14 protein-coding genes are annotated in these 18,321 nt (G+C 45.1%); 2 read left to right on the top strand and 12 right to left on the bottom strand.

All coding sequences use genetic code 11. The features are described from left to right. Nucleotides 1–149: 149 nt before the first annotated feature. Nucleotides 150–590, bottom strand: coding sequence for a DUF695 domain-containing protein (locus DWX33_RS15370; RefSeq protein WP_122380636.1), 441 nt, complete (start codon nucleotides 588–590; stop codon nucleotides 150–152). A gap of 120 nt (nucleotides 591–710) precedes the next feature. Next, the gene (locus DWX33_RS15365; protein WP_005861772.1) at nucleotides 711–1,193 is read right to left on the bottom strand and encodes a ferritin; all 483 of its coding nucleotides are present in this window, start codon (nucleotides 1,191–1,193) and stop codon (nucleotides 711–713) included. A gap of 157 nt (nucleotides 1,194–1,350) precedes the next feature. Here DWX33_RS15365 and DWX33_RS15360 point away from each other — a divergent pair, with 157 nt between their 5' ends. Next, nucleotides 1,351–1,854, top strand: a complete 504-nt coding sequence (locus DWX33_RS15360) for a methylated-DNA--[protein]-cysteine S-methyltransferase (protein WP_122380635.1) — start codon at nucleotides 1,351–1,353, stop codon at nucleotides 1,852–1,854. Between the two features lie 45 nt (nucleotides 1,855–1,899). On the opposite strand, the gene DWX33_RS15355 is transcribed toward DWX33_RS15360, so the two are convergent. Together DWX33_RS15355 and DWX33_RS22915 are read right to left on the bottom strand one after the other, a co-directional pair. Beyond that, nucleotides 1,900–2,832, bottom strand: a complete 933-nt coding sequence (locus DWX33_RS15355; protein WP_233570190.1) for a DUF2262 domain-containing protein — start codon at nucleotides 2,830–2,832, stop codon at nucleotides 1,900–1,902. Nucleotides 2,833–2,892: 60 nt separating this feature from the next. Next, nucleotides 2,893–3,180 carry a hypothetical protein gene (locus DWX33_RS22915; protein ID WP_233570189.1) on the bottom strand — a complete coding sequence of 96 codons (288 nt, stop codon included), beginning with the start codon at nucleotides 3,178–3,180 and terminating at the stop codon, nucleotides 2,893–2,895. Nucleotides 3,181–3,591: 411 nt separating this feature from the next. On the opposite strand from DWX33_RS22915, the gene DWX33_RS15350 reads away from it, so the two are divergent. Next, nucleotides 3,592–4,059 (top strand): hypothetical protein, encoded by a 468-nt coding sequence (locus DWX33_RS15350; protein WP_008774080.1) that lies wholly within the window; start codon nucleotides 3,592–3,594, stop codon nucleotides 4,057–4,059. 66 nt (nucleotides 4,060–4,125) lie between these two features. Here DWX33_RS15350 and DWX33_RS15345 read toward each other — a convergent pair whose 3' ends face one another. The 8 genes from DWX33_RS15345 to DWX33_RS15310 form a co-directional block, all read right to left on the bottom strand. Then, nucleotides 4,126–5,076 carry a transporter gene (locus DWX33_RS15345; protein ID WP_122380634.1) on the bottom strand — a complete coding sequence of 317 codons (951 nt, stop codon included), beginning with the start codon at nucleotides 5,074–5,076 and terminating at the stop codon, nucleotides 4,126–4,128. Between the two features lie 112 nt (nucleotides 5,077–5,188). Continuing rightward, on the bottom strand, nucleotides 5,189–7,759 hold the full coding sequence (locus DWX33_RS15340) for a glycoside hydrolase family 38 C-terminal domain-containing protein (protein ID WP_122380633.1): 2,571 nt from the start codon (nucleotides 7,757–7,759) through the stop codon (nucleotides 5,189–5,191). 67 nt (nucleotides 7,760–7,826) lie between these two features. Further along, complete coding sequence (locus tag DWX33_RS15335; protein WP_233570188.1) at nucleotides 7,827–9,212, bottom strand: SGNH/GDSL hydrolase family protein; 1,386 nt, start codon at nucleotides 9,210–9,212, stop codon at nucleotides 7,827–7,829. A 163-nt stretch (nucleotides 9,213–9,375) separates the two neighbouring features. Then, nucleotides 9,376–10,890, bottom strand: coding sequence for a RagB/SusD family nutrient uptake outer membrane protein (locus DWX33_RS15330; RefSeq protein WP_087344283.1), 1,515 nt, complete (start codon nucleotides 10,888–10,890; stop codon nucleotides 9,376–9,378). A gap of 33 nt (nucleotides 10,891–10,923) precedes the next feature. Continuing rightward, complete coding sequence (locus DWX33_RS15325; protein ID WP_233570187.1) at nucleotides 10,924–14,184, bottom strand: TonB-dependent receptor; 3,261 nt, start codon at nucleotides 14,182–14,184, stop codon at nucleotides 10,924–10,926. 246 nt (nucleotides 14,185–14,430) lie between these two features. After that, entirely contained in the window at nucleotides 14,431–15,471 is a 1,041-nt protein-coding gene (locus tag DWX33_RS15320) for a FecR family protein (protein WP_199713310.1), read from the bottom strand. A 65-nt stretch (nucleotides 15,472–15,536) separates the two neighbouring features. Continuing rightward, the gene (locus tag DWX33_RS15315; RefSeq protein WP_008778039.1) at nucleotides 15,537–16,103 is read right to left on the bottom strand and encodes an RNA polymerase sigma-70 factor; all 567 of its coding nucleotides are present in this window, start codon (nucleotides 16,101–16,103) and stop codon (nucleotides 15,537–15,539) included. 158 nt (nucleotides 16,104–16,261) lie between these two features. After that, on the bottom strand, nucleotides 16,262–18,247 hold the full coding sequence (locus DWX33_RS15310; protein ID WP_005861744.1) for a glucosamine-6-phosphate deaminase: 1,986 nt from the start codon (nucleotides 18,245–18,247) through the stop codon (nucleotides 16,262–16,264). Between the last annotated feature and the right edge of the window lie 74 nt (nucleotides 18,248–18,321).

The following is an 18,321-nucleotide window of genomic DNA, read 5'->3' as shown; positions in this document are numbered from 1 at the left end:
ACGCTTATCGTGTTAAAAAGCGGTGGTGGCAGCTTGTTCGCGCTCCCCGTTTACGCTCGCTGGCTTTTATAGCCAAAGAGCCGTGTCGTAAAAAAGAAGGTATTTCAATCAAAAAGATACCTTTCACGCCAAACTCGAAGCACAGGATCTCAATCCACCGCCCACTCTTTCATCTCATACATATCCTTATATTCTTCCCAATCCGGATCCATCTCGGTATAAATAGAGATGGGCAGTAACTCGAAAGGAGCCAAGGCCTCATTCAAGCGTTCGCCGAATACACGCACGGTACGTGTGTAAAACACCCAGACCTTCTCTCCTCCTCCGGTATAGACACCCGTTAGGATAGCCAGCTTGTCTTTCTTTTCCATCGCCTTACGAAGCGCTTCCTCCACGGCCTCCATTTTCTCGCCAAGGTCATCGCTAGGAAGGCCTCTCCCATCTCCCTCGTATTTCCAAGTGATCTCGACACGTTCCTTGAACTTACCGGATTCGGTGAACTCATTCAACTCGTCCCGCCCGTAAACGGTAATTATTTGCCCTGACTCGTTTTCCGAGAGAGCCGTAAACCATACATCGCTTAATCTCATATTTATATTTTCTATTTATCTATTTAAGTATTCCTTACTGACTTTACCGGGTAAAAATACAACAAAAAAGGCTGTGTCCGGTGAAGATACAGCCTTTTTATATTTCTCGACGGAAATTTATTATCTCTTTCCTAATCTATGATCCATAATGGCGTAATGGCATTCCCCATAATTCTTCAATTGATCCACGATCTCTTTAGCCGTAGATTCTTCCTCTACTTGCTCGCGTACGAACCAGAACAAGAAATCACGGGAAGCATGATCCTTATCAGCCTCGGCGATATCAACCAATTTGTCGATCAACTCTGATACATAGCACTCGTGTTTGTAAACATGCTCGAATACCTCCAACGGATTTCCCCAGCCTGTCGGAACCACGTTGATCTGGCCGATCGTAATATCGCCGCCACGATCCAAGGCGTAATCGATCAACTTATGAGCATGCTCCAATTCCTCAGCCGCTTGTTTCTTCATCCAATGGGCGAAACCGTTCAACCCTGCTTTCTGGAAATACACGGACATTGACAAATACAAATTCGAAGACCACATCTCCGCATTAACTTGGGCATTGAACGCCTCTGATAAATTTCTACTTAAGATCATAATTTTATCATTGTTTAAAAATGTTGAAGTATTATCCGTTCACGAAATTTCACTATGCAAATATAAATAAAAGTAGGATTCCTTATCTCATTTCCGCCCTTAGATATTGGCTACTTTCGAAAATTTTTCTAACTTACGCCCTTATTTGATAAACATCATGCAATACACCGACAAATATCGATCTCCCTTAGGAGAAATAACCCTAGCTAGCGATGGTGACCACCTGACAGGATTATGGTTCGACGGGCAAAAATATTTTGCCACCACTTTATCGGCGGAACATCAAGAAAGAGAACTGCCGATATTCGAGTTAACCAAAGAGTGGCTGGATAGCTATTTCATGGGTAAGATTCCCAGCTTCACCCCTCCTATCCATCTGGAGGATACGCCTTTCCGACTTGCGGTATGGGACTTATTGAGCAAAATACCTTATGGCGAAGTCGTAACCTACAAGGAGCTCGCCGGGGAAATCGCCCGGCAAAAAGGTATCCCGAGCATGTCTACACAAGCGATCGGAGGAGCGGTAGGCCATAACCCGATCAGTATCATCATCCCCTGCCACCGTGTCGTAGGCAGCGATGGCAGCTTAACCGGATACGCAGGAGGTATCGACAAAAAAAGGAGCCTGCTTACAATCGAACGGGCCCCAAAAGTATCGTAAAGAGACTTTACCTTGCAAATCCTTGTGGACAAACATAGAATGTAACTATCCCATTAACGTTATCTCCTTCACCTCATGGTCCTCAATATCAGCATATAGGAAGTGGCCGGCGAAAGTGTCTTCCGTGTCTTGGAAAAAAAGCTCCAGTTCGTAATGGATGGAGCCGTTTTCTTTCTCCTTGGTCTCTATATGAACAGATTGCAATTCTACTTGGAGGGCAAACTCCTCTCTGGACAATGCCGGAAGTTCACAATCTTCCCGCCATGCGTTTGCTGTCGGGAGCAATTCGTCGGCCATGCGCAATTGCCATATCGCTTCCCCTTCCTCTTCCAGCCTATTCATATAGCCACTAATAGCTTTCAGATGTTTCCGGATAAGGGATTCGTGCGGACAACGGGGCTCCAAGTTTTTACCGCATTGCTTCCTAATTAGTTTAATGGTCTCATTCAAACATTCAATTTTAGTACCGATAGAAACCGAGGGCATTTCCCAAAGTCGCTCGTATAACTCCAATCGTTTTTCAAACGAGTGAAGGGCAGACCTTGCTCCAATCTTTATATCAAGATAAGCATCATAGGCTTTAGACTCTTCCTTAGTCATATCTCGCTCAACGCCGTTTAGCTTATTCTGACCCTCATCCATGCGAGTAATGATGTCATTGGTAAATTTCACTAATTGACGTACCTGCTTGGGTGTTTTTATTTTGTTTTTCTTCGCATTTTTCTCTACGCTTTGTGCAAAGAATTGAATGGTGGCCATTGTAATTGAAATATTCGTATCCGCACGCATCAAATCATCCGGCAGTTGGACATTACGCACAAGGTCATATAATTCAATTTTATAAGGAATGAGCTGACTGATTTTTTCTTCAACGGGCAAATCCGGATTGCTCCATATCTTGGTACAGTCTTGAATGATTGCCTTAATCCTCTCGGCGTTCATGTAATCCAAATAGCGTTGCTCTAACGCTTCGTCCACCTTGGGCGGCAGGAGTTTTTTGAGAGCTTTTATCTTCTTTTTGAGTTCGTCTACGTAGGCTTACTGTTCCGAGGGAAGCAGCTCATTCTTACCTTTTGCCGATTTCTCTTCAATGATAGGTAATTTCTCGGTCGGTGTCTCCAAGGGAGCGATGGAGATGCATAGGTCTACCTCCCTCCCCCAAATCGTCGCTTTATACTCTTCGGGTGTTTGATAGCCATGAAACCATGTCTGGAGTGTACTAAGCCAAAACTCCGTATGCATTTCCAAGGTCATTTTGGAAAGATGGGCGATCTTATCTGTCAGATGAAATTCCCAACTATTTTCATTCGTTTGTTCCTTTTCCATAAGTATGAATAATTATTATACTGAAATAGACAACTTGATCACCTTTGAGCCAATAAGTTTTCCCCGTAAACGTATATCCTGCAATTAAGATAAATATATGATGGTTATAGCTTCAAAGCGTAACGAACGCTGTTCCATGTAATTCACCACGTTTTGCCCAAATCAACAATTCATACCCCATGGGGCAATTGTTGTTATCATATTACAGAGAGTCTATCATTCAACGTATTCGCAAATATAAGGAATAAAACTAAACTTATAGGACTTGATACGCATAAGAAGGCCAATGTTGCTTGATGTAGTCAAGGCTTTTTGCGGATGAAGAAATGTATAAATAAAGAATTCATGAGCAACGGAAATCAAAGCTTTTATTTATCTTTGTAAATAGACTTAATTCTAAAACAAACAAGTATGGCGAGAGAGTTAAATTTTACGTTGGAAGGCGTACAAGGCGATTTGAAATTGGAGTACGGCCCTTTTAAGCAGCGTTTATATCAAGACGGCAGAGAAATCGAAAGACAAGGACGATTCAATCCGAAATACTATGTGACTAATACCAATGGGGAAAAGGAAGAGATAAAGATTGTCTATGGCTTTGACTTTGTTCACGTCGCTGTATTCCGTGGACAGAAAATCGATTTGGAGGAGCGGTTGTCTACCCGAGAGTATATCGTGGGCGGACTGCCTGTGTTACTCATCTTTTTAGGGGGATTGATCGGCGCCGTATTCGGTTTTGTGGGCGCTACATTCAATTACAATTATATGCGGCAGGAAAAGTCTTTCATGAAACAACTGCTTGTTTCCCTAGGTGTTTCCGTTTTCTGCTATGTAGCTTATTTCATATTTGGGATTTGCTTCAATTTACTGATAAGAGGATAGGAAAGAAAATTAATGAGGCGGCTCCATCGTTATTTCGGTGTGCCGCCTTTTTCCGGGTCGCATTTATTATTCTAGCTCATTTTTCCTCTTTTTCCACAGCTGATAGCTATTGAAAATATTTTGCCACAGGACATAGCTTCCCGGGCCAACAGAAGACAAGGGGTTCAAATAGGTGTAAGACATCCAGATCGCTAACACGGTATTTTTTTGTCCCAAGGCTTGTCCGGCACTAATACGGTCATTGTATTTCGTGCCGATGCGCTTTCCCCAATAAAACTGCGCGATACAGGTTATCAAGCCGCCTAAAGCGATCAGGATTTCTACATAAATCTCCGCCTCGCTATTAACCAAGGATTTCACGGTCTGCCCGGTCACGATAGCTAGAGCGACGGCCCAGAGATAAAAGGCCATATCCCGAAGCCCCGCAAGGAAGCGATGGATAGGCGGCATGAATCTACGCAAGAACAAAGCGAGGAAAAACGGGAATAACAGCAATGGGAAGACTTTTCCCAAGATCTTCAAGAATGCGGCGAAGAAAGTAATCTCGGCATGCGGCTCCACTAACGGGAAGACCAACGGCACGACAATCGCTGCCAATAGATTCGATAATAAGGTATAAGTAGTCAGACTAGAGGCGCTTCCCCCTAATTTACCCGTAATCACGGCGGCCGCCGTAGCGGTTGGGCAAATCAGGCAGACCATCGCTCCCTCGAACACATCCCGGTATTCCTCTCTCATTGGCAGCCAGAGCAATAAGGCGGCAAGCACCAAACTGGAAACCGCTTGGATAAGCAATAGCCAACCATGCCAAGGGCTGGGCATCAATTCCCGGACAGAGATCTTACAGAAGGTTAAGAGCAACTGCGCAAAAATCAAAAAGGGCGTCAGATACGCTATTAAAGTGTACATGAACGGCTTTGCAGGCTCCAGAAAAGTAACATTGGCGAGAACAAAATACCCTATCGCACCCGCTAACATGGAGATAGGGAGTGTCCATGTCTTGAAGAATTTCAACATAACGCCTATTCTTTTAATTCGGGATGCAAAATAACATCTTTCCACCGAAAGAGGCAAGAGAAACGGGGATTAATTAGGGATAAAGAGAGACGGGGCATGCCCCGTCTCTACATTAGATATTCTTACAGCTTACTTTTAATGTCCTTATCCCGTAACGAGGGATAGAGAGACGCATTGAACTGGCGCCTTTCTTCTCGGTGACGGTTAAGTCCTCAACCAGACGGTTATCCAATTCCACCAAGCTCGCTTTCACGTCTCGTCCTTGGAAGGTTATCGTTTTAGGGGAGGCATCGCTTTGGGCATTGAATAGGCGGATGTAAAGGTCATTACCTTTATAGACCATGGAGACCAACTCGTAGGCATTATTCTCTATCCGGAAAAGGGAACCGGATGTCAAGGTAGCATCGCCGCCCAAGGTCGCGACCAAAGGCTCATTGCGTCGTTCGCTTTGTGTCCAAATACGGCTTTTCTCCCAAGTTCCGGCATGAGGGATCAAGGCATACGAGATCTCGGTCGGACGGTCTATGATATAATCCCGGCCCCACAAGCCTTTACCAGCGTATTGTACGTTCAAGGCCAATGGAAAATCCTTACCATGCGCATAACTGGTCGTATGATCCGTGAATAATGACAGACCACAAGAGTTATCCTTGCTCGCTACATCCACCCAATTCAAGATGATGTTATGCTTGATGCTATCCCAACGATTGAAAAAGGTATTCTCCAACCGGCTCTTGCAAACATCGAACGGAGCGTCCTTATAAATCTGTTGGTTGGCGATCTGGGTAGGCAGATACACCAGAAGTTTGTAACGGTCGTCATAGAATGACTTACGAGGATTATCCGCACGGAATTCGATACCCGGCTCACCAATACGGGGGCTTCCTATCCAATCCAGTTTAACACTCATATCGATGCGAGGCTCTCCCTGCGTTAACCGGATCGTTTGGGTAAACGGGTACTTTCCGATCTTACCTCTCACGGCGACCTTCACGAATAAAGGCCCTTGCTCCAACACGCTCACCTCAGCTGGTTGATCCATACTGGAAAGGAAACCGCCCTCATCGATAAAATATCCCCGAAGCTCATTGAACCCACGTTCATTCCGGTTATCCACGAATTCCTTGCCTCGTACGGCTTTCGCTTTCAAGCTTTCTATTACACCTCCTTTAGAGGGGGTTAGCACCAAGGTGTATAAATCATTTTCCATGCGAAACGTACCGTCTTTCTGTCTCTCAGCTTTCAAGGTTCCGGACTGTTTATCCTCTGCCTTCCGGATCGCATAAGAGGCATAACCGGCCGAGGGGACTTGCGCACGGAACAGGAGTTTTGAAATGCCGTCTTCCGTCAACCATTGAGCCGGTTGTTTCTTTCCTTGCTTATCAAGAACCACCCAATCCGAGTTTCTCCATGAGACGGGAACTTCCACCGCCACCAATTCATTCCGGTCGGTAGCCAAGGTATTATATACGTACACCGTGGATTCACCTTCCTTTTCTTTCAATAAGGACAAAGCGTTATCAATTATCTGACGGCTGTTTTGATTGGTCACCCCAGTCCAATCCGTAACCGTCTCCGCCCATGTCTTTTTCCCTTGTAATCGATTGTAAGGAACGATCCAGCAATCATGATGCTGCGACAATAGAAGCGTGCGCCATCCCTCATCGATACGTTCAGTCGGCCATTCCATGCCTTTGTATAAGCGAGCGTAAGCCGCCATTTTCTCCGCACGGACGATAGCGTTCTCGGCTACCCGTACCTCTCCGGCCAAACGCTGCATGACCTGCGTTCCCCACATCAAGCCACCTAGGACATTCTCTTGCGAGAAATGCCAATCATCCTGAGTAGTCCCGACGGAACAGTCTTGGATATAATTCCGCCAAGTCTTATAGGCGGTCGGCGTATAATAGCCCGTCGTATCCTGTCCCAGCCAAGGGCCTTTATCCCAACCATGGCTCCATGAGGCATCTTGGATACACATGCCGACCGGGTGCTGGATGCCGGCATCCAAGCATTTATGGATGTAGTCCTCCGTATTGAACCACGAGATGGACTGCCAACAAGAGCCGGGTTGTAAATCCTCGCAGGCGTAACGGGGGACGGTGGTAAGTCTCGTACCATCCGGCCCTACCCAATTCACCAACTCACCTCCGTAGGCGCTTACGTAGCCACCCCACATCGTATTCGGGTTCTTAGTAGAGGCATACGAGAAGCCGAATGACTTCAATATATAAGGCAGGCAACTGGTAAAGCAAGGCTCCTCCGCCGAATAGGTGGTGAATACCGCCTCGGGGAAATGTTTCCGGATTAGCCGCATTCCATATTCGAATTGGCGGATAGCGCTCTCGCCTGATGTTCCGAAGAAATAACTTTGGGCATAGGTCGGGTTTACGTACTCGATCCGCCCACTCTCCACGGATTGATCCTTAAATAAGCGCTTGAAAGCCTCGTAACCTTCAGGGTCTCGTTGCCGTACGACTTCCCATGATTCAGGCTCGATCTCGATATTGATATTCCAGTTGGGATTCTGCCTTAATTTCTGGGCGATAAAGGCGGTCTGCCCCACCGGGTAATGCCCGTAGATACCGCCATGATAGCCATCGATGAAATAGGCTTGTTGGGCATCTGCCCAACCGGCCAACAAGAATTGGCTTAATACGAATATCGCTAGTTTCTTTTTCATATAATATGTACTATTAATTCACATTTAGAATACTTCCAGTCGGTGGGAGACGGGGCACGCCCCGTCTCTACAAGTCTGTAAATTTCTTGATCTCTATTCGCAAGGGGATTGGTTTATTTTGCTCATAGATCTGGTTAACCAGATCCTGTTGCTCATTCACGCAATCCTCACGAATCCCCTTGTGCATGTATTGTAGCCAAAGGTCGCCGTTCCATTGCAAGAAGATGTCGTGGGGACGGTATTTGCGCAAGGTATCCACGGCAGCCTCGTTGCAGGCCCAAAGCATGCCCGTCTTCCGCATCAAGTTATATTCCACCCAATAAAATTCACGCATCTTACGCTCTTTCAACCAGCGTTCCTCGTTCATCTGGCGGATCTTCATCGCTTGTTTATACTGCGGGGTATTCTGAAGAAGAGCCATATTGATACCTCGCTCCAACTCCCTCGCCGTAAAACGACCGATAAACTCCCCACCGATCGTCAACCCGTAATATCCATCCGACAAACCGCTCACGGACAATCCCTCATAATTCATCTCATCCATAAAAGGGATAACACTCAAGGCATCTGCCTGCGTATGTTTCTCATTATCATAATAAGAGGTATCGATAGGATACGGAAGCGATTTCGCCTCGTACGTAAAAGTAAGGTTATCCGAGGAAACAGACAAATCCGAGACACGGCAATTATCCGAGCGAGTCACCTTTTTCCCCGCTCCGTCTATCCGGATATCGGCTACCGGCTTACCGGCCAGACCTTGCGCCTTCAAGAAGAGATAAGCCATGACCAGATGCCCGTCCGTAGAGGGATGTATACGATCCTTCCCGCATAAGGTATACATGGAATCCTCCGCTTGCTCCCATTGGTTGATCGCTACCATCGGGCGGTTAAAATCCACGAATCCCCATTGATTCTCCCGGGCACGGGCATTCAGGAAATCCACGATCTCCAAGATCGGCGTATTCTTCCCCGGGAAAGCGACCTTATTGAAACGAGAAGTCTCGTCATAAGGAGAGCTTCCGATCAAGATTTTCCTCACCTCCGGATACTTCTTATAGACCTCCTCGATAAGGGCATAATCCCGGCAAGCTTTCTCTACCCGGTTCCGGGCGATCGTATCCGCCCCCGGCTTCCGAAAATCCATATAGCCGACATCGTTCATGCCAAAAGATAGCGTCACCACCGTAGGCTCATGTTCGAAAACCTTATCCAACCGCTGGTAAATCATCTCGGCTACATCCCCACCTACTCCCTCGTTAAAGATATCGATGCGTTGATCCGGAAAACGGGTCATATAGTATAGCCAGATATATGAATGATAATGACCACCGCAAGTAATGCTGTTTCCCACGAAGGCGATCCGATCTCCTTTCTGAAACGGAGCTATCGACTGAGCATATACTCCTGCAAGGCCTGATAAAAACAAACAGACAAACAAAACATATCTTTTCATCTCTATTTCTCTCTTCTCTAATTTTTTGTGATGAATAATATATACCGTGTTAAAAAATATTACTATCAATAGTAATCGTATTTATCATGGATAATAATCCGGATTACTACGGATAGTAATATCCTTCCACACACCTCTAGTCTAGAGAATCGCCCGCTTACTTTTAGCGAACGACATCCTCACCAAGCAGAGGGTTCAGTTCTTTCTCACGCAAAGGTACCGGGAAAACCAAATCCGATTCTTTAAACGGATACGTATGATTAACCGCCTGATAGCCGAATAAATCAACCATTTGCTTCGATACCGGATCAAACGCACGGTGAGTACGCAACATATCATACCATCCTGTAAACTCATAACAGAGTTCCCACGCACGCTCTTTCAATACTTGATCAACCGTGATTGAAGTCGGTCTCGCCTCATTGGGCAACGCACGGTGACGAACTTGGAAATAAGCATCCACAGCTATAGCGTCGGAAGTAGATCCACCATCCAAGGTAGCTTTTGCCTCCGCACACATTAATAGAACGTCCGCATAACGGTAAACCGGAATATTCGCCCCACTCTTTCCTGTAGATTCGGCATTCTCATCCCAATATTTGCATAAATAAGGAACGTCCAAAGTAATCGTTGTTTCCGGATCACCATATTTGGGTTTAGAAGTATAGAAAAACACCTCATTCCGTTTACGAATATCTTGGTCATCATAACTTTCATAAAACTCTTTACGAGGAGCCAAACCACCCCCATAAGCCGGAGTAATGGAAATCGGTTGTTCCGGATAAGGCAAAAGGCCAAAATGGAAAGGAGCCCCGGCATCTTGCGCCTCACGCTGGATCATAAAAATATGCTCACCACTATTTTCGTTCTCTGACGCACGCAAATCCTTATAATCAGCGAACAAGCTAAAGGCTCCACTATCAATAACCTCCTTGGCTTTCTCGTAAGCCAATTGATAATACTCATTTCCTTTTTGAAGCGGATAACCTGCCATTGTCAAATAAACCTTAGCTAAAAGGGTCTTGATCGCTCCCATAGAGACATGGCCTGTTTTATCACTCCAATCCAGCCCGGACTGCTCCGCCTTTTTCAAGTCTTCCACGATCTGGTTATAAATATCTTCCTTAGGAGACCTTGGGATCTTCACCGTATTCAGGTCTACCGTAGGTTCCGTCTTCAACGGGATATCCCCGAATAATTGTACCCCTTGGAAATAGTAATATGCCCGCAAGAAATAAGCCTCTCCCAGATACTTCGCTTTCTGGCTCTCGCTAATAATATCCGTAGCGGAAACATTTTGAATCACGCTATTACAGTTTTCCAAAGGAAAGAAAGTAGCCTTCCAGAAGTTACGAATAATGCCGTTACTCTCTTCCAAACCGGAAAGCAATAAGAACTGGTTCTGCTCATTACCGGCCGCACGAGGACGATAACTAGTACCTACAAGATATTCCAAGTTAAAAAGGTGAACTGTAGCAATCTCGAGGTCGGAACTCAACAGATCATCAAGCCCGTCATAAGTGCCATCCACAGCCGCCTTTATCTGGTTCTCTGTCGTATAATATTCAGAAGGACTCAAGAAGGTTTTCGGGTCTTCCTCTAAAAAATTCGTACAGGATGTAAAAGCCATTGTCGCAGAAAGCAAGCCACACATCCATACATGCGCTTTATTTTTCATATCTTAGTTTTTTACGAAGTAAAGATTAAATAATTAGAAATTAACACCTAAAGTAAATGAGTACGTACGAGGTTTGGGATAGGTATAAAAATCCACTCCCTGCTCAAATACAGCATCATAACTCGTTACCTCCGGGTCACTACCAGAATAGTTCGTAATCAAGAACGCATTCTCCACATTGAATCCCAAGGATAAACTCTTGATGTGAGCGGCAGAAAGCATACGAGAACTAAAGTCATATTTCAAGCCGATATTACGTAAACGCAAGAACGAACCCGGCTCACAACTCCAAGAATCTACGTCATTCTCATATCCATCTCCCGGAAGGCGCAAGCTAGGCACCATCGTGTTTTGGTTTTCCGGCGTCCAAGCGTTCACCGGAATGTCCGCATAAGCATTGGAGAATGTCACACGGTTACCCATCAACTGGCGAGTGAAGTTAATCAACTTATTACCATATACCCATTGCAAATCAAACATAAACGTGAAGCCTTTCCACGAGAATGTATTTGTCATATTCATCTCGAATTTAGGAGCGCCATTTCCGATATAGTCTTGGTCTTCGCCATCCTTCATTCCATTACCATTCTTGTCCCAATACTTGATATCGCCGGGTTTCTTATTATACTTAGCGGCTTCTTCCGCCTCATCAGTACCCCATGTACCTAGGCGAACATAGCCGTAAAGAGCATTTAAAGGATGTCCCTCTTCAATGCGTCCTCCCCACTTACCGATAATATTATCATTTATATCCAGTACCATCGAGCGGTTCATCGTATAATTCCAAGAGGTAGTCCATAAGAAATCACGGCTTTGGATATTGCGTGTATTCAAGCTCATCTCAAGACCTTGATTACGGATCTTACCCAAATTTGTCATAGTCTTCTCATATCCTGAGTTAGAAGGCAATTGTAGCTCATACAATAAATCAGTCGTAATCTTATGATAATAATCCGCCATAAACTCGATACGCCCATTAAAGAAACTCAAATCGATACCCGCGTCAAGTTGTCTGGATTTCTCCCAGCGTAAATCCGGATTTGCCATACTTTTCAACGTAACGATCGTCGTCATATCCTTGCCAAAAGGAAGGCGTTTATTCTCATAACGTGCCATAGACGCATAATCACCGATTTCTGCGTTACCCACCGTACCGTAGCTCAAACGGACTTTCATATCATCAATCACCTTTTTTGCGTTCTCGAAGAAATTCTCATTGGATACACGCCAAGCGGCCGAGAATGAAGGAAAGAAACCATATTGGTTATTCAAGCCAAAACGAGAAGAACCATCCTCACGGAAAGAAGCGCCCAATAAGTAACGATTGTCAAAATTATAGTTGATACGGGCATAGTAAGAATTCATCTTATTATCCGTATAGTCTGAGCCAACCTTAGAACGTACGGTGCCGACTCCCATATTATTATACTCAAAATAATCATCGAAGAAATTCTCGGCCCCTAGCTCGCTTTTCTCTGTTTTTGAGTAATACCAACTAGCTCCCGCTACGACATTCAAGTTATGCTTATTCCAGCTTTTATCAAAAGTCAAGTAGTCCTCATTTGTCCACGACATCGTATTTCGATGTGCTTTCTCCGCTTTACCCTTTTGAGTATCTCCATAGCCGAATAAGGTACTCGGGTTATAAGATGAATTGATATAAGAACCATCTTGACGGCTGAAGCTAGTCGTTAACTTTAGCCAAGAGGTAATTTTAAACGTACCGATCACATTAGCCAACGTGTACTGATTCTTATCGATATTCTTACGCTCCTTTAAAATCCTCACGGGGTTCTCCGTATCTTCCGCACCGGGATAATCCCCCTTACGGGAATAGGTACCATCCTCATATTGGATAGGAAGGAACGGCAATGCTTCCAATGTATACCGAGAGATCGCATTCTCCGAGTTTCGGGCATTACTAGATCCTACATTCAACATGGCCTGTAAATGGAACCATTCTTTCAAATCCCATCCTACATTGATAAACGCGTTCAACTGACGTTTATAAGTCTCCAACATAATACCCTGATTATCTTTATAACTTACATTCGCCACAGCGGTCAGCTTATCGCTTCCTCCGGAGAAACTAAGTGAATGCTGATGAGAAAAAGCCGTACGGGTTACGGCATCCTGCCAGTCCGTATCATATTTCGGAGTCCCGTCCGGATTGAACAGGTCATTCTTATGCGTAAACATATTGCTCGGATCCAGATGGGGAGCGATACGTCCCGGTTGAGCCTCATAAGCACGCTTGAATACATCCAAAGCCTCTTCCGCATTTAAGACATCGACTTTACGAGCTAACGTTCCGGCAGACAAAACGGTATTATACGAGATATTCGTTGTATTTTTCTTACCTTCCTTCGTTGTTATCACCACAACACCATTCGCACCTCTCGCACCATAAATAGAAGAGGAAGTAGCGTCTTTCAAGATATCGATAGACTGAACTATATTCGGATCAATCTGGTCCGGATCCACGCCAACCACACCATCGACCACATATAGCGGTGTATTGGAAGAATTCAAAGAACCGATACCACGGATTTTTATCGCAGGGCTACCACCCGGCGCACCAGAATTTAAGGCGATATTAACACCCGCTACCTTTCCGGCCAATCCTTGGAATACGTTCGTGGCATTCGGGCGCTCCAATAACTTCTCCGAGTCTACGGAACCCACTGAAGTTGATAAGTTTCGTTTCAACATCGTACCATATCCAACGACGACGACCTCTTCAAGCGCTTTATAATCCTCGGCCAACTTCACGTTAAACAGTGTACGATTCCCTACCTCGATCTCTTGCTCCGCATAGCCGATATAGGAAAATGACAGGATATCGTTATTAGCCGCATCCAAGCTAAACTTTCCATCCAGATCCGTAACGGTACCGACCGTCGTACCCTTAATCACAACATTGGCCCCAATAACCGGTATGCCATCCGGATCCGTAACGGTACCGGAGATCTTTTTCTTTTGTTGCTGTACGGCGTCTTTCTTCAAGATCGTGATGTGCTTACCTGATATGCGGTAGGTCAAGTTCGTGTTTTTCAACAACTCATTCAACACGTCGGTGACTTGGCGATTCTTCACCTGTATATCCACCTGCTTACTATTATCGATATCCTCGCTCTTATAGAAAAACATGAACTCGGTCTGTTTCTCAATCTCCGAGACGACATCATAGAACGTCCCGTTCTTTACTTCTACCGTAACTTGAGCTTTTTGCGCATAGGTATCCGCCGAGACATGCAATATACCCAGTATTAAAAAAAGCAATGTGATCTTCATGATTGATTTAAATTTTTTAGGTAATAGATCATCACTATTCCAAACTTTTTCCATAAATTTGTAAATGTTTTTTTATTAAGGACTTACCTCGATCGCACGGTTTCAGCGGACTGGCGAGAAAGGTGATTCATAAATTAAGAACGAATAAGGATCGGGGGTGAGTGGTGTCAGTCCCGATTCTTTTTTTGTGATCAAGTATTTGTCATAGGCAATTCCAATGTTTAAGGTTATACATCTATTATTTTGTTATTTGCTTCTCGCCGATATCAGAATATCTTTTCCGTCTTTCATGAAAGTGAATTGTTTCTCCGAGTTAATAATATCCAACACCTCTTGTATACCTTGATCCAAAGAGAAGGTTCCCGTGTAGCGGATGTTCCGCAGACTGTCATGCGCCAAGCGGATATTTACCCCATAGTAATTCTCCAGACGTTTTACGATAGAGACTAAGGTCTCATCCTTGAAACGATATTTCCCTCCTACCCAAGCGTTCGAGATCGAGGCATCTGTCTCTGACAAGAAAATAGAGCCGGTCCGGTTATCCGACCGGGCTTGTTGATTCGGCTTTAGCTTCATGCTACTCATTTTCCGTCCTTGAGCGTCAAAAGATTCCAACAGGATACTACCACTTAATAAGGTGGTGACGCTAAAGCGATCATCGTTGAAAGCCTGTATATTGAATGAGGTTCCGAGTACCGTGATTTGTTGGTTCTTTAGTTTTACGATGAAAGGTTTCGAATGATTCTTCGCAACCTCGAAATAGGCCTCACCCTCCAGATGAACCACACGCTCATCTCCATTAAAAGAGGTGGGGTATTTAAAACGGGTGGAGGCATTGAGTATGATCTTACTGCCGTCGGATAGCAATAGCGTGTTCGCACGTCCGCCTTTTTCCACTACGATCTCGTTATATTCCATATCGCCGGCATATAAACGATTGCTTATCCATTGATTCATACCCACACCTACTCCCATAGCGATTACGATAATCGCCGCATATCTCAAGAATGAAAGCCAGAACTGTTTGCCAAGGACCTTGGATTTCACAGATACGCCAGAGATCGCATCCAGCTTTCCAGCCATTCGCTCCCAACTACGCTCCACGGAATAATGGTTCAAGAACGCCACTTCTTTCCGAGTGTCAAAAAGCCCCTTAAGCTCAAAGAAGTGGGCTTTATTAGCGTCACTCTCGTGAATCCAAGCATCCAACACCCGAAGTTCATCCTCTTGAATCTCGTTCTGGAAATAGCGTATGATCAGTTCTTCTATCGAATTATTAGATTCCATTTTCTGTTTCATTTATAATATATACGACCGGTTTCCTCTTTTTACTTACGTATTCTACCGTATTTTCATCTAAAAAATAAAACCAGTGCCAGAAGTGCCAACACATTCCGTATGATCTTCAATCCTTTATAGAGTTGCGCCTCTACCGTACGTTGAGAGATATTTAGCATTCCCGCGATCTCCACTGATTTCTTCCCGTCCACATAAGCCAACGTAAAAACCTCTCGGCATCTGTCCGGTAACTTGGCTATTTCCCGGTAAACGGAGTCCAGACGCTCTTTCTCCAGCTCCGCCGCATCCGACTGATTATAATAACCTATCTCCTCTATCTTTAGTCTACGAGCAACCTCATCCGCATAAGTCATTTCTATTGATTTATGCTTTAGGTAATCGAGGCAAGCATTTTGAACGGAACGGAATAGGTATGTCTTCAAGCCTTCTTCCACGGAATAAATCTCTTTCTTTTGCCAGATCTTGATGAATATATCATGCACTAAATCTTCCGCCGTATCGCTATCCACATATTTCGAGGCATAAAAGATCAGTCTGGGGGCATTCTCCAGATATAATAACTTAAATTTATCTAACTCATGGTTCTTAATAATATAGTCTTTCATGCTCAATGTGGACATTTCTTGTATTATATTAGACAATTCAAGGCTTCTCCTTTATCTATATACGATCATAGAAACAGATCTACTTACGCCCACACGAAAAAAATAACACAAAAACAAAAAGCCCTATCCGAACTTAATCAGATAGGGCTTTCAGATTATTCTATCGCTAGATATTATCTCAACGGGATATATTGTACAAACGCCTCGATCGCCTCATAAGAAGCCAAACCTAATTGGCGATACAACTCCGCGGTAGCACGGTTGCGATCTTCGGCACGCTGCCAGAACAAACGCTCGTCGTCACCCAGATACGGAGCGCTCTCGGCCTGCGATTGATGCTTCAAAATAGCGTTACGTTTGAAGCGCAACTCCTCCGGACTGATAGGTACGGCCATCTCGATATGGTCCATTTCCCATTCTGCCCATGCGCCGCGATACATCCATACACGGCAGTTCTTCATCCATTCCTCGTCTTTCACCTCGTCGATAGCGGCCAGTACGGCATCCAGACAAACCTTGTGGGTTCCGTGCGGGTCAGCCAAGTCACCGGCGACAAACATTTGATCCGGCTTGATCTCGAGCAACAGGGCCTTTACGATATCCTTGTCGACCTCACTCAAATCATTCTTTTTCACTAATCCGGTCTCGTAGAACGGAAGATCCAAGAAATGAACATGATCGTCCTTCACGCCCGAGTAGCGGCAACCGTGACGGGCCTCCTCCCGACGGATCGTTCCTTTCATAAAGAGGACATCCTTCCGCTCCGGCTCGCCGTTCTCCACCTTCTCGTAACGCAGGTAGTTGATGATCTCGTTCGCTTTATCCTTCACGGCCGAGTCGGGAGAGTATTTCTCACATACATCACGCAAATACTCGCAATAACGGATTACCTCCTCGTCGCCTACGGCAATATTACCGGAAGTCTCGTAAGCCACATGCACATCATGATGTTGGTCGCACAAACGGCGCAAGGTACCGCCCATGGAGATCACGTCATCATCCGGGTGCGGACTGAATACGATCACTTTCTTCGGATACGGGTTAGCACGCTCCGGACGATTGGAATCGTCGGCGTTCGGTTTACCACCCGGCCATCCGGTAATCGTATGCTGGATATCATTGAATATCTTGATATTTACATTATACGCCGAACCATACAGGGCTAACAACTCACCCAATCCGTGCTCGCTATAATCCTTGTTTGTCAATTTCAAGATCGGTTTGTCCGTCAACTGACACAACCAAACGATCGCACGGCGGATCAACTTATTATCCCACTCGCAGCTAGTCACCAACCAAGGATGGCTGATACGAGTCAAGTCGTAAGCGGCTGAAAGATCGATCACGACCTTGGCGTTCGGATGATTCTGCAAATAGCTGGAAGGAACGGCATCGCTAACCTTGCCTTCAACGGTCTTAGCGACAATGCTAGCCTTATCCTCGCCCCAAGCCATCAAGATCACGCTGCGGGCGTTCATCATCGTAGAGATACCCATCGTGATGATACCTGCCGGGACATTCTCCTGCGAAGGGAACGTACGGGCAGCCTCCTTGCGGGAAGCGCCTTCCAACAAGACCATACGGGTACGCGAGCTGATCGTCGTTCCACCCACGTTGAACATGATATTGCTGGAGTTACCGATACCTAGCAACATGCAATCGATACCTCCCACGGATTGGATCGTCTCCTCATACTGGCGACAGAAATCTAGGATAGCGTCTTTCGGCATGCTTCCGTCCGGGCAATAGATATTCGCAGGATCGATATCGACCTGATCGAATAACTCCTCTTTTAGGCGAGCCAGATTTCCGGCGCTGGGATTAGCCAATGGATAGAACTCATATTCCACGAAAGCAATCACGTTGCGGAAACTTAATTTCTCCTCTTTATGCATACGGATCAACTCCTTGTAAACGCTTAGCGGAGAACGTCCGCCGGGTAAAGCGATCACGAAGGGCTTACCAATATCTTGTTTTTTACGGATTTGTGTTGCTATCTCTTTAGCGATAGCGAAAGAACCTTCCTCGGCCGATTCGTAAATGTTTGTCGGAATCTTTTCCAAACGAGTTAAAACTGAATGCTCGAAAGCATTTTCCGGGCGATAATACCGCAACGGTATACGCGTCAGAGTAATTTGAGAACTAAGGTTCGTTTTCATGTTTAATTATTGATTTAGTATTACAATCTTACTTGAATCACAAATATATGAAATAAGTACTGATTTCGCCATAC

The organism is Parabacteroides sp. AF19-14 (genome assembly GCF_003635485.1).
GTDB classification, from domain to species: domain Bacteria; phylum Bacteroidota; class Bacteroidia; order Bacteroidales; family Tannerellaceae; genus Parabacteroides; species Parabacteroides distasonis.
The sequence above is the reverse complement of the archived record's forward strand: the minus strand, read 5'-3'. Positions and strand labels throughout refer to the sequence as shown.

What these genes read in the sequence shown, in the direction of transcription:
- DWX33_RS15320 (WP_199713310.1), bottom strand. Translation starts at nt 15,471, where the DNA reads ATGGAATCTAATAATTCGATAGAAGAACTGATCATACGCTATTTCCAG.
- DWX33_RS15360 (WP_122380635.1), top strand. Translation starts at nt 1,351, where the DNA reads ATGCAATACACCGACAAATATCGATCTCCCTTAGGAGAAATAACCCTA.
- DWX33_RS15345 (WP_122380634.1), bottom strand. Translation starts at nt 5,076, where the DNA reads ATGTTGAAATTCTTCAAGACATGGACACTCCCTATCTCCATGTTAGCG.
- DWX33_RS15315 (WP_008778039.1), bottom strand. Translation starts at nt 16,103, where the DNA reads ATGTCCACATTGAGCATGAAAGACTATATTATTAAGAACCATGAGTTA.
- DWX33_RS15340 (WP_122380633.1), bottom strand. Translation starts at nt 7,759, where the DNA reads ATGAAAAAGAAACTAGCGATATTCGTATTAAGCCAATTCTTGTTGGCC.
- DWX33_RS15325 (WP_233570187.1), bottom strand. Translation starts at nt 14,184, where the DNA reads ATGAAGATCACATTGCTTTTTTTAATACTGGGTATATTGCATGTCTCG.
- DWX33_RS15310 (WP_005861744.1), bottom strand. Translation starts at nt 18,247, where the DNA reads ATGAAAACGAACCTTAGTTCTCAAATTACTCTGACGCGTATACCGTTG.
- DWX33_RS15365 (WP_005861772.1), bottom strand. Translation starts at nt 1,193, where the DNA reads ATGATCTTAAGTAGAAATTTATCAGAGGCGTTCAATGCCCAAGTTAAT.
- DWX33_RS22915 (WP_233570189.1), bottom strand. Translation starts at nt 3,180, where the DNA reads ATGGAAAAGGAACAAACGAATGAAAATAGTTGGGAATTTCATCTGACA.
- DWX33_RS15330 (WP_087344283.1), bottom strand. Translation starts at nt 10,890, where the DNA reads ATGAAAAATAAAGCGCATGTATGGATGTGTGGCTTGCTTTCTGCGACA.
- DWX33_RS15335 (WP_233570188.1), bottom strand. Translation starts at nt 9,212, where the DNA reads ATGAAAAGATATGTTTTGTTTGTCTGTTTGTTTTTATCAGGCCTTGCA.
- DWX33_RS15350 (WP_008774080.1), top strand. Translation starts at nt 3,592, where the DNA reads ATGGCGAGAGAGTTAAATTTTACGTTGGAAGGCGTACAAGGCGATTTG.
- DWX33_RS15370 (WP_122380636.1), bottom strand. Translation starts at nt 590, where the DNA reads ATGAGATTAAGCGATGTATGGTTTACGGCTCTCTCGGAAAACGAGTCA.